Raw genomic sequence first — 11,567 nt, forward strand, 5'->3', positions numbered from 1 at the left:
TACGGGCCTCCTGGGGCCCTCGCCTCAGCCGGCGAAGCCGATCACCAGCCACATGAATCCGACCCCGGCCACGGTGCAGAGCAGGGTGCTGCGCGAGGGGTGCGGGCTGTGCGCCTCGGGGAGGATGTCGGAGGTCGCCAGGTAGAGCAGGAAGCCGGCGAAGAAGCCCAGGTAGAGGCCGAGCAGGTGCTCCGGGATGGTGAACGCCAGGGTGATCGCCGCGCCGGACACCGGGGCGAGCGCGTCGGCGGCGAGCAGGGTCAGCGCCCGCCGCCGGTTGTTCCCGTACAGCCGGGTGATCGTGTACGTGTTGAAGCCGTCGGCGAAGTCGTGGGCGACCACGGCGATGGCCACCACCGTGCCGACCGTGGTGCCGGCCTGGAAGGCGGCGCCGATCGCGAAGCCGTCCATGACGCTGTGCCCGACCAGGGCCAGTGCGGCGGTCAGCCCGATGCCCTGGCGTCCGGCGGAGTGGGTGTGCCCGTGGTGGTGGCCGTGGGAGTGCGCGGCGTACTCGCCCTCGTGGCCGCGGTGGATGGCGACCGCGCGCTCGACCACGTGGATGGTGAGGAAGCCGGCCGCGAACATCAGCAGCGCCTGCGGGACGCCGTGGACTTCGCCCGGCGCCTGGTGGATCGCCTCGGGCAGCAGGTCGAAGGCGACGACGCCGAGCATCAGTCCGGCGGCGAAGCCGAGCACCAGGTGGCGGCGGTCGCGGGTGCGCTGGGCGACGAAACCGCCGATCAGGGTCATCAGGAACGCCGCGGCGGCGACCAGTATCGCGGTCATCGGGCCGACTCCGTCCCGGTTCCGGCCTGGTGGCCGGGGCCTTCGCCGGGTGGTCCGCCGAGCGTTCTGCCCATTCCTCTCCCCCTGGGATCCGCCCGTGACCGGGCCGACCGCCGACCGTACCGGACGCCCGTTCGGCGGTGATCACCCGGGGTGCGGGGTCCGACCGGGAGCCGTTCCCCCAGCCTCGGCCCGGGCCCGTCCGGGCGCCCGCCGGACGGGCCGCCGGATCGGCTGTCCGGGTGAGGCCGCCCGCCGGGGCGAGGGGCCCGTCAGCCGCCGGTGGCGAGCGGCAGGCCGAGGTGGGTGTGGGCGAGTTCGCGGACGCCGTCGCCGTCGATCAGGTGGATGTGGCGGTGACTCTCCTCGGCGGTGAGGTCCAGCACCTCCTCGGCGAACCGGCCGGTGGTCAGCCGGAGACCGCGCTCGGCGGACTCCTCCCCGACCGCCTCGGCCAGCGTCTCGATCTGCTCGGCTCCGATCGACCCGGTGTCCCGGGAGGCCCAGACCACCCAGCGGCCGGGCAGCGCGCTCCCGGGTGCGCCCTCTCCGGTGGCGACCAGCCCGGCCGGGCCGCGCAGCCGGACGCTCCACTGCGCGATCCCGCCCCGGGTCAGCAGGTCCCGCACCAGCTGGGCGAACTCGTTGGCGGACAGGTCGGAGGCGGCCGGGACGGTGGCCCCGGCCTGGGCGGCCGGCCGGACACCGGCCCGGTCGTACGGGTCCGGGGTGACGGCGGCGCCGAGCTGGCGCAGCCGCACCAGGGCCTCGTCCTGCTCGGCGTCGGCGTAGACGCCCTCGTCGTCGCGTTCCTCGTACGGGGTGCCCGGCGGCAGCAGCCGGGTGCGGGCCAGTGCGTCGCGGTCGGCGTCCACGCTGACCAGGCAGAGCGGCTCGGCCGTGGCGGGATCGCGCAGCCAGCCGTTGAGGACGACGCCGGCGAGTATCTCGTCGGTGTCGACGGCGTCGGCGGCCTGGAGGGCGCGCAGGGCGAGCCGGGCGACCAGCCGCAGGTAGTCGGTGGCCCGGTCCGCGGGCGGACGCGGCACCGGGAGGATGTCGCCGTCCAGGGCGAGCCGGTAGCCGGTGAGCGAGGGCACCAGGTCGAGCGGCGGCAGGTCGAGGTCCAGCACGGCGGTGCGGGTGAGCGGGCGGTAGACCGCCCGGCAGGGAGCGGGCAGGTCCTGGGTGGCGGTCTCGGCGGCGGCCAGCGCCCGTTCCAGCAGCGATTCCACCGCGGCCGGCTCGGCCAGCCGGTAGGCCCGCCGGCATTCCTCCAGGCTCTCGTTGTACTCGCGCACGGCGCGGGCCCGGGCCTCCTCGGCCGCCTCGTGGGCACGCCGGGACTCGTCGGCGGCCGGGCTGCCGGCGTCGGCCCGGCGGGTGCGCCACTCGCGCAGGGCGCGCTGGTGGGTGAGCCGGGCCTGCGCCAGCTCGCGCTGGTAGCCGGAGTCGAGCAGCCGGCGGGACGGGCCGCTGTCCGGGTCCGCCGCGGGCGGCTCGGCGGGGGCGAAGTCCTCCCAGCGGGGCTCGGCGTCCTCGGCGGCGCCGGGGCCGTCGGCCGGGTAGGGGCGGGGCTGGTAGTGGCGGAGCTGGCTCTCGAAGTCCATGGCCGAGACGGGCAGCGCGGCCCGTCGCAGCAGGTCGGCCAGCCGGTCGTGCTCGGCCTGGACGACGCGCGTGCGGTGGTGGGTCAGGGTGGCGGCCCGGGCCTGTGCCGCCACGGCCTCGTCCGGGTCGGCCGCGCCGGGGCCGACGTGGCCGGGTCCCTCGTCGGCGGGGCCGTTTCCCCGGTCGGCGGGATCCGGGGCGGACGAGCCGGCAGCGGACGGACCGGTACCGGTGGGACCGGCACCTGTCGCGCCGCCGCCGGACGGACCACCGTCGGACGGACCGTCACCGGCCGCGCCGCTGGGGCGGCCGGTGACGGCGCCGTCCGACTCCCGCTCCCCTTCGGCTCCGAGGTCGCGGAAGACCGAGGCGAGGAAGCCCGGCCGGGGGAACTGGACGGTGGCGGTTCCGTCGGACTGGCCGTCTGCTGAGTACTGCATCGGTCGTCGTTCCCCCATGCTCGTCCGGCGCCTGCCCTGGGCGATCGGCGAACCCGTGGACCCGCCGCTGCCGGACATTGTCCCCCGAACGGGCGCAGCGGTCAGCCAAGCCGCTCAGTTGGTCCGGGTGTTGGTCAGGTGCAGACCGATGTAGCCGACGTAGATCCGGCCGCTGCCGGAGCAGTCGTCCAGGTAGTGCAGCCGGGGCGCGGTGCGACCGCCGCCGATCCGCAGGTGCGCGCCCATGAACGCGCGCCGGGAGGAGTCGACGCATTCCGGCACCGGCAGCATCCGCTCGCGCTTCCACTTGGTGTGGCTGAACACCGTCCGGGACTCCCCGCGGACCGCCTTGCGGGGCGGGAAGCGGTGACAGCCCTCGGGGGTGCGCTCGCACCACTGTTTGAAGTCCCCGCCCGCCGCGCCGCGCACGGCCGCCTCGGCGTACTCCTGAAGAGCGGTCAACCCCTCCCAGGCGAGCCGGGCCCAGCCCGCGCCGACGCACTGCAGATCGTCCAGGGCGAGCGCGACCTTCTGGTCACCGGTGAAGGTCACCAGCGGGAACTCACCCAGTCTGGCGATGAGTTCGGAGAAGGTCTCGGGCGTGCCGCGGCGGTCGGTGGGCTGGGCGGCGAAGTGCGGCCCGGCGGCCGGGCCGCCGCCGGGGACGACGCAGTGGCGTCCGGTCAGGGCACGGGCTCCGGAACGGAGGCGGCCCTCCCGGATGTCCCGGCCGTCGCGACCCTCCCGGCCCTGACCCCGTTCCCGGTGTTCGCGGCGTTCCAGACGCAGGGTGTGCCGCACCCGCTCCAACTCGTCGGCCCGGGCCTGCTGCTCCGCCCGGTCCTGCTGCTCCTCGTGGACGAGCGCCGCCAGTTCGGCGCCCTGGTACGGGGCGGTCCGTTCGACGGCTGGCTCGACTGCCCCTTCCGCGGCCTTTTCCGCGGCCTCTTCCGCGGTCTGTTCCGCGGACTGCTCCGCGGACTGGCGGAGCTGCGGCGGCGGGACGCGCAGCACCGGGACGGCCGCCAGCGGCGGCGGCAGCGGCTGGTCCGCGGCCAGGCGGCGCGGCTCGCGGGCGAGCAGCCCGGCGGCGCGGCGCAGGTCTTCCTCTATTCGGCCCCGGGCGAGCACCGGATGTCGGGCGCTGTCCTGCCGGGAGGCCGGGTCGACCTCGGGCAGGTAGGTGCGCACCGCACCGCCGTAGACGGTGTGGTACTCCAGCGCGACGTTGAACCCGGTACGGGCGCCGGGGTCCAGCACGTAGGTGGTGGCGAGGCCGGGCAGCTGCTGGCAGAGCGGCGCCACCACGTCCTCCACCCAGCTGTCGAGCGGGAGGTTCACCGGGACGCTGGCCACCACGGTGGGCAGCCTGCGCTCGGGGTCGCACAGCTCGTCGATCAACGCGTCGACCTCGTCGGCCGTGATCACCCGGGGGGCGGAGCGGACGGCCGCCGGGCCGTCGGTGGCGTCGAGCAGCGGGAGGAGCGAGCGGACGAGTTCGGGCACCGGCACCCGGCACGGGGTGCGCACGCCGCTGCCGGTGCTGTGCGTCTCGGCCTCCAGCCGGACCCAGGTGGGGCCGTCCGCCGCGGTGGCCACGGTGAGAGTGAGCTGCTGGGTACCGTGCGGGGCCGGGGTGCGCAGGCGGCGGCGGTCGTAGCGGCCGGTGCCCGGGTCTCCGCGCAGCGGACCCTGGTCGCGGTCGAGCAGGACGCGCTCGCCCAGCCGGAGGCGCTCGGCGGTGGAAGCCGGTTCGGCATTCGGCCCGGCGGGGGCGCGGTGGGCCGGTGGGGGTTCCTCGTACCCCTCCTGCTTCAGCCAGGAGGCCAGCTGTTCGTCGGCCAGGGCGACGGCCTCGGCGTGCCCGAGGACCGTCGTGACCGTCATCCGGTAGGGCGTCGCGGGACCGCGGGGGCCGGGCAGGTCGGCGGCCGCGGTGTGCGAGCGGACGCGGTTCAGGGCGGGGCGGTTCGCGATCGGATGGATCGAACTCGGGTGGATCGAACTCGGGTGGTTCGAAGCGGGGTGGTGGGACGTGGGACGGTTCGAGGCCGGGCGGCCGGTGGTCGGGTCGGTCGCGGACAGGGGATTCGAGGTCGAGCGGTCTGAGGTCATGCGCATACCTCCGCGGTGCGGGGTGGGGTCCTGTGTCCTCCATCGATGGATTCGTCCGGTTCTGCCGGAACCTTGCCCAGGAAACGCCACGGCCCGGAGCGGAAGTTCCAACTCCGGGCAACGACACTACGTTCGGGTGAATCTGCTCAAGCGTTCTTCCGCGTGGCGCAAGGCCTGGGTTACCGGAAACGGCCGGTCACGGGCCGTCCGAGGAACCGTTCCACGGATCGTCCGACCCCCTGGCCCCATGAGGTGCCACCCGCCCCACGGTCGGACCGGTACCTCTCGGACCGCGACCTCTCCGACCACGACCTCTCAGACCGGCACCTCGACGTAGGTGCGGCCGGCCGGAACCGCCACCGCGGTACCGCCGGTCGCCTCGGCCAGCCAGGTGTGGAAGTCCGCCACGTCCGGTTCCGGCACGCCCACCTCGATCCGCACTCCGGTGGCCTCGTAGGCCAGATCGCTCACCGCGTACCCCGCCGCCCGCAGGTCGTTCTCCACCCGCCCGGCCCGGACGTGGTCCACCGCCACCGCGAGCAGCGCGACCGGTCGGCGCTCCAGCAGGCCGACCTCGTCCACCGCCTCCGACACCGCGTTGCCGTACGCCCGCACCAGGCCGCCCGCTCCGAGCTTGATCCCGCCGAAGTACCGGGTGACCACGGCGACGGTGTCGGTCAGCCCGCGCCGGCGCAGCACCTCCAGCATCGGCACCCCGGCCGTGCCACCGGGTTCGCCGTCGTCGCTGGAGCGCTCGCGGCGCTGCTCGTCGCCGACCACGAAGGCGGTGCAGTTGTGCCGGGCGTCCCAGTACTGCTTGCGGATGCCGGCGATGAAGGCCTGCGCCTCCTCCTCGTCGGCGACCCGGGCGAGGTGACAGATGAACCGGGACTTCTTGATCTCGGTCTCGTGGCTGCCGGCCCGCCGGATGGTGAGGTACGGCCTGGCGGTGGGCTCCGGCGTGGCGGACATGGTGTGGCGGTCCTCCCGAGGACGGCGAAGGCTGACGGCGCACGCCCCGGGGCACCGGGGCGGCACCGTCAGCCTAGTTGGCGCACGACGGGAGGATCAGTGGCCGGGGCCGGCCGTCGGCTGCCGGCCGCCGATCGGTCAGCGCCCGGCCAGGGCGTTCAGTCGCTCGCGGTCCAGGCCGGTCAGCGCGGTGACCTCGGCGAGGTCGACGGCTCCGCAGTCCAGGCCGCGCAGCAGGTAGCCGCTCAGCGCCCGGGCGGTGGCCGGCTCGTCCATCACGTCGCCGCCCGTCTTCGCGACGTACGCGGCCAGCCGGGCGGCGGCGGCCGCCAGGCCCTCGCGGTAGAAGGAGTAGACCGCGGCGTAGCGGGTGGGCAGGTGCGCCGGGTGCATGTCCCAGCCCTGGTAGTAGGCGCGGGCCAGCGAGCGACGGACCAGGCCGTGGTGGAGCTTCCAGGCGGCGTGCACCTGCCCGGTGGAGCCGGTCGGGACGACGTTGGTCGAGCCGTCGGAGAGCCGCACCCCGGTGCCCGCGGCCGCCACCTGCATGACCGCCTTGGCGTGGTCGGCGACCGGGTGGTCCATGCTCTGGTGGGCCGCGCTGACGCCACAGGCGGCGCTGTAGTCGAAGGTCCCGTAGTGCAGGCCGGTGGCGCGCCCCTCGGCGGCCTCGATCATCCGGGAGACGGTGGCCCGGCCGTCCGGGCCCAGGATCGCCTGGGTGGTCTCGATCTGGATCTCGAAGCCGATCCGGCCGGCGGGCAGCCCGGCCCAGCGCTCGAAGTCCTCCAGCAGCCGGACCAGCGCGGTGACCTGCTCGGCGTAGGTCACCTTCGGCAGGGTCAGCACCAGTCCCTCCGGCAGCCCTCCGTGGGCCAGCAGGGTGGCCAGGAACAGCTCCAGGGTGCGGATGCCGCGGGCCCGGACGGCGGCCTCCATGCACTTGATCCGGATGCCGAGGTACGGCGGGGCGCCGCCTTCGGCCACCGCCGCCGCGACCAGCTCGGCGGCGCGGACGGCGGCCGCGTCCTCCTCCGCGTCGGGGCGGGGGCCGTAGCCGTCCTCGAAGTCGATCCGGAGGTCCTCGATCGGCTCGCGCTCCAGCTTGGCGCGGACCCGGGCGTGCACGTCGGCGAGCAGCCCGTCGTCCGCGACGCCGAGGGCGCGGGCCAGTTCGGCCGGGGTGGCGGCGTGCCGGTCGAAGGCCTCCAGGGCCCGGCGGCCCCACTCCCGCACGGTGTCGGCACCGAAGGCGTTGGCCGGGACGTAGACGGTGTGCACCGGCTGCCTGGTCCCGCGCTCGCCCGGGTAACGGCGTGCCAGATCGGCGTCGACGGGGGCGAGCAGCGCCTCCACGGCCGCCCGGGCCGCGGTGGAGAAGGAGGCCCCGTCCGTCGGCCCGTTTCCGTCGACCCCGACCCGTGTCATCCGCGCGCCTCCATGCCGAACCAGCACTTCAACAGTTTGTTGAGGCGAAGGTAGCTCCGGCGGGACCGGCCGTCAATGGCCCGACCGAGCGCGGGACCGGGGCGACCGTGGTCAGTCCAGATCGGCGGCGGCGTAGCGGTCGCGCAGCTCCGGGAAGAGCTCGGCGACCTCCTTGGGGTGGACCGAACCGTCCGGGCCCTTGCCGGTGACACCGAACTCCCTGGTCAGCCAGTCGGCGAGGCGCTGGGGGTCGGGCTGGTGACCATGGCTTTCCATGTACGAGACGAGCGCCTCGTAGGCGACGTCCGGGTCGAGGCGCGAGGGCACCGACGGGAACGCGGGCTGCTCCGCGTGGACGGGCTCCTCGGTCGGGACCGGCTGCTCGAACTCGGCGGGCTGCTGCGGGTGCTGGGGCTGCGGCTGCGGCTGCGGCTGCGGCTGCGGGCCAGGCTCGGGGGCGGCAGCAGGGGCGGAGGCAGGGGCGGCAGCCAGGTCCGCAGTCTCCTCGGCGACCGGGCGCGGGGGCTTGAACCAGGGCGAGGCCTGACCCGGAACGCGGCCGCCCGGGGCGGCGTCGGCCGGGTGACCGGTGGTGCGGACCGGGCGCTCGGTCCAGACGTTCAGCTCCTCGCCGCGCGGCTGCGGGACGACGTCCGCCTCCCCCTCCGGCTCCTGGGCGGCCCGCAGTCGGACGGCGGCCAGCTTCGCGAGCATCGGTGCGGCGACCTCGGCGGACAGCGGCGCGACGGCCGCAGGCGCCTGTGCCTGTGCCTGTGCCGCAGCCTGTTCGGGCTGGGCCTGCTGGGTTTGCGGCGCGGACTGTTCGGGCTGGGCCTGCGGCGCGGACTGCTGCACGGCCTGCGGCACCTGCTGGGGCTGCTGCGGCTGCTGCACGTGGGCCTCGGTGACCGAGGCGATGGCCGCGGTGGCGCGGTTCTCCTGGCCGGCTATCCCCTGGGTCTCCTGCTCCGGCAGCACCTCCGGGGTCTCGCGCTCGCGGCCCTCGTCGTCCAGCCGGTCGAGCAGCGACGGGTCCAGCGGCACGCCGAACTTGGCGAGCTTGAGCGGGAGCAGTGCCTGGATCGGCGCCGAGCGGCGCCAGCCACGCCCGTACCGGAAACGCAGCTGCGCCCGGTAGACCAGACGGTTCTGTTCCAGTCGGATGACCTCGTCGTAGGAGCGGAGCTCCCAGAGCTTCATCCGCCGCCAGAGCCGGAAGGTCGGCACCGGCGAGAGGAGCCAGCGCATCACCCGGACCGACTCCATGTGGCGGTCCGCCGTGATCGCCGCTATTCGGCCGACCGCGTGCCGCGAGGCCTCGACCACGACGACGAAGAGCACCGGAATGACGGCGTGCATCCCCATGCCGAGCGGGTCGCCCCAGGACGCGGCCGCGTTGAAGGCGATGGTGGCGACGGTCAGCAGCCAGGCGGTCTGCCGCAGCATCGGGAAGGGTATCCGCAGCCAGGTCAGCACCAGGTCGAGCGCGAGGAGCACGACGATGCCGGCGTCCACGCCGATCGGGAAGGCGTAGGAGAAGGCGCCGAAGCCCTTCTGCTCGGCCAGCTCGCGCACCGCGTTGTACGAGCCCGCGAAACCGATGCCCGAGATGATGCAGGCACCGGCCGCGACCAGGCCGAGCAGGCCACGATGGGCCTTGGTGAGCGTTGGGCGTGCCATTACGTCTATCAACCCCTGGATGTCGGCCGCTGCCGTACAGTGCCTCGGCTGCCGGGTCCCGTTGGTCGGGCCGCCGGACGGCTGAGCAACCTCCGGACTCGGCCCACCGGAGTTTACTCGTACGCGTGTTTAAGCGTTCCCACAGCCTGGGGTGTCACAGGGCGGCGGCCGGACCCCGAACCGCCGCACCCCGCGGAGCGGCGCCGGAGGCCGGCTGACCCGTCAGCGGGTCCGCCCCGCGGTGCCGTTGAGGTAGGCCAGTACGGCCAGCACCCGACGGTTGGCGTCCTCGTCGGGGGCCAGTTCGAGCTTGCTGAAGATGTTGGCGATGTGCTTGGCCACCGCACCGTCGCTCACCGACAGCCGGGCGGCGATCGCCGAGTTGGAACAGCCCTCGGCCATCAGTTCCAGCACCTCGCGCTCTCGCGGGGACAGCCGCAGCAACGGACCGGGCCTGCGTGAGGTGGTCTCCATCAGCTTGGCGATCACGTCCGGGTCCATCGCCGTACCGCCCGCCGCCACCCGGCGGACCGCGTCGATGAACTGCCCGGCGTTGAACACCCGGTCCTTCAGCAGGTAACCGATCCCCCCGGTGCCGTCGGCCAGCAACTCCCGCGCGTAGAGCTGCTGGACGTGCTGCGACAGCACGAGCACCGGCAGGCCCCGGATCTCCCGCCGCGCCGTGAGCGCGGCCTGCAGGCCCTCGTCGGTGAGCGTCGGGGGGAGCCGGACGTCGACCACGGCGACGTCCGGCCGGTGGGTCAGAAGTGCCTCCAACAGCTCGGGACCGGTCTCCACCGCCGCGGCGATGGTGAAGCCGTGCGCTTCCAGCAGCCGGATCAGGCCTTCGCGAAGGAGGTAGAGGTCCTCGGCGAGGACAACTCGCACGGCAACTCCAAGGTGATGGTGGTGGGTCCGCCCGACGTGCTGTCGATGGAGAGGACACCGTCGAAGGTACCCAATCGCTTCTCGACACCGCGCAGTCCGGTCCCCCGCGAGGGGTCCGCCACTCCCACCCCGTCGTCCGTCACCGTGATCCGCAGGAAGCCGGCCCGGTAGAGGATGTCCACCCAGACCTGGTCCGCCTCCGAGTGCTTGGCCGCGTTGGCCAGCAGCTCGCAGATGCTGAAGTACACGGCGGCCTCCACCGGGGCCGGCGGACGGTCCGGCAGGCTCACGCACACCTCGGTCGGCAGCGCGCTGTCCAGCGCGAGGGCCCGGACGGCATCGCCGAGTCCGCGCTCGGCGAGCACCGGCGGGTGGATGCCTCGCACCAGGTCCCGCAGCTCCTGGAGGGCCCGGGCCGAGGACTGGCGAGCCTCGGCCAGGAGCTCCCGCGCGGCCTCCTGGTCGGTCTCCATCAGGTGCTCGATGGTGCCCAGCGTCATGCCGATCGCGACCAGTCGAGCCTGCGCGCCGTCGTGCAGGTCCCGCTCGATCCGCCGCAGCTCGGCCGCCTGGCTGCCCGCGGCGTCCGCCCGCGTCTCGGTCAACTCGACGACCCGCCTGGTCAGCTGGGCGCGCGTCGCCCGGCCGTCCTGATCCAGCACCCGGCGGGCCGCCTCCGCGTATATCCGCACCGCGAACGGTGCCACGAGGATGCCGACGACGACCATGGCGGCTCCGAACACGACGCTCAGCAGGACGGAGGCCATCCGGCCGCTCAGCGGGCCGAAGTCGTCCGCCGGCACCGGCGAGCCCAGGGTGGAGGCGACGCCCAGCCCGAACAGGACCGCCACCGGGCCGACCAGGGCGGCCACGAGGAGCGGGTTCACCAGCATCCAGAGCAACTCGGCGCGCGTGGTCCGGTCCCGTAGGCCCCAGTGGACGATCTGCGCGTACTTCGCCACCGTCCGCGAGCGGTGGTACGTGTAACCCGTCCACCAGTGCCCGCGACCGTCCAACTCCAGCTCCGGACGCGGCTCGTAGGTGGACGGCAACCGTATGCCGAACCAGCGCTCCAGCTGCCCACGGGTACGGGCGGCGACGCTCCGGACGAGGAAGGCGGCGACCACGGAACCGACGAACGCCGCCACCAGCAGCGAGACGAGGATCCCCGGGGAATAGCTCTGGAGGATCTGGGCCGCGACCGCCCCCGAGAGAACGGCCGCCGCCACCGGCAACACGAACCCCGGCACCGCGGTCAGCACCACCACGACCAGTCGCGTCAGGCCCTCACCGCCGGCCGCGAACGCGGCCCGGGCCTGCGCGCGTACGGACGTGCCGCTCGTACGACTCACTGTTGTCACGGGAAGCTCCTGATGCCGGTACCGATCCTCCTCCGTCAGTGTTCACGAACCGCGCGCCACCCGCACTGGCCATGGCACCCCAATTCCGGGGTGGACCTAGGACCACCTGCTGGTGGACAAAGTGACACCAGCAAGTGAGATGGTCCTAAAACGCGAAGAACCCCCATCCGGAAACCGGATGGGGGTTCTTCTGAAGAATTGTTCGGCGGCGTCCTACTCTCCCACAGGGTCCCCCCTGCAGTACCATCGGCGCTGTGAGGCTTAGCTTCCGGGTTCGGAATGT

Annotated in this window: 8 protein-coding genes and 1 rRNA gene; all 9 read right to left on the reverse strand. The window is 74.0% G+C overall.

Annotated elements, in window-relative coordinates; all coding sequences use genetic code 11:
* Positions 1-24: 24 nt before the first annotated feature.
* Positions 25-789 (reverse strand): ZIP family metal transporter, encoded by a 765-nt coding sequence (locus ACFWP2_RS37680; RefSeq protein WP_380460268.1) that lies wholly within the window; start codon positions 787-789, stop codon positions 25-27.
* A gap of 272 nt (positions 790-1,061) precedes the next feature.
* The gene (locus ACFWP2_RS37685) at positions 1,062-2,840 is read right to left on the reverse strand and encodes a restriction endonuclease (protein ID WP_380460270.1); all 1,779 of its coding nucleotides are present in this window, start codon (positions 2,838-2,840) and stop codon (positions 1,062-1,064) included.
* Between the two features lie 114 nt (positions 2,841-2,954).
* On the reverse strand, positions 2,955-4,727 hold the full coding sequence (locus ACFWP2_RS37690) for a hypothetical protein (protein ID WP_380460272.1): 1,773 nt from the start codon (positions 4,725-4,727) through the stop codon (positions 2,955-2,957).
* 543 nt (positions 4,728-5,270) lie between these two features.
* Entirely contained in the window at positions 5,271-5,927 is a 657-nt protein-coding gene (locus tag ACFWP2_RS37695; protein WP_380460274.1) for a YigZ family protein, read from the reverse strand.
* Between the two features lie 138 nt (positions 5,928-6,065).
* Entirely contained in the window at positions 6,066-7,355 is a 1,290-nt protein-coding gene (locus tag ACFWP2_RS37700; protein ID WP_380460276.1) for a DUF6986 family protein, read from the reverse strand.
* A 111-nt stretch (positions 7,356-7,466) separates the two neighbouring features.
* A complete protein-coding gene (locus ACFWP2_RS37705; protein WP_380460278.1) occupies positions 7,467-9,035 on the reverse strand; it encodes a DUF2637 domain-containing protein in 1,569 nt (522 codons plus the stop codon).
* Between the two features lie 222 nt (positions 9,036-9,257).
* Positions 9,258-9,923 (reverse strand): LuxR C-terminal-related transcriptional regulator, encoded by a 666-nt coding sequence (locus ACFWP2_RS37710; protein ID WP_380460280.1) that lies wholly within the window; start codon positions 9,921-9,923, stop codon positions 9,258-9,260.
* Positions 9,875-11,284, reverse strand: coding sequence for a histidine kinase (locus ACFWP2_RS37715; RefSeq protein WP_380460282.1), 1,410 nt, complete (start codon positions 11,282-11,284; stop codon positions 9,875-9,877). The genes ACFWP2_RS37710 and ACFWP2_RS37715 overlap by 49 nt, the downstream gene beginning before the upstream one ends.
* A gap of 200 nt (positions 11,285-11,484) precedes the next feature.
* A 5S ribosomal RNA gene (rrf, locus tag ACFWP2_RS37720) occupies positions 11,485-11,567 on the reverse strand; the annotation flags it as partial.

This window comes from Kitasatospora sp. NPDC058444, from assembly GCF_042721415.1.
Classification (GTDB): domain Bacteria; phylum Actinomycetota; class Actinomycetes; order Streptomycetales; family Streptomycetaceae; genus Kitasatospora.

Coding starts and splice junctions, on each gene's coding strand:
- ACFWP2_RS37680 (WP_380460268.1), bottom strand. CDS start 789: ATGACCGCGATACTGGTCGCCGCCGCGGCGTTCCTGATGACCCTGATC.
- ACFWP2_RS37685 (WP_380460270.1), bottom strand. CDS start 2,840: ATGCAGTACTCAGCAGACGGCCAGTCCGACGGAACCGCCACCGTCCAG.
- ACFWP2_RS37690 (WP_380460272.1), bottom strand. CDS start 4,727: ATGACGGTCACGACGGTCCTCGGGCACGCCGAGGCCGTCGCCCTGGCC.
- ACFWP2_RS37695 (WP_380460274.1), bottom strand. CDS start 5,927: ATGTCCGCCACGCCGGAGCCCACCGCCAGGCCGTACCTCACCATCCGG.
- ACFWP2_RS37700 (WP_380460276.1), bottom strand. CDS start 7,355: ATGACACGGGTCGGGGTCGACGGAAACGGGCCGACGGACGGGGCCTCC.
- ACFWP2_RS37705 (WP_380460278.1), bottom strand. CDS start 9,035: ATGGCACGCCCAACGCTCACCAAGGCCCATCGTGGCCTGCTCGGCCTG.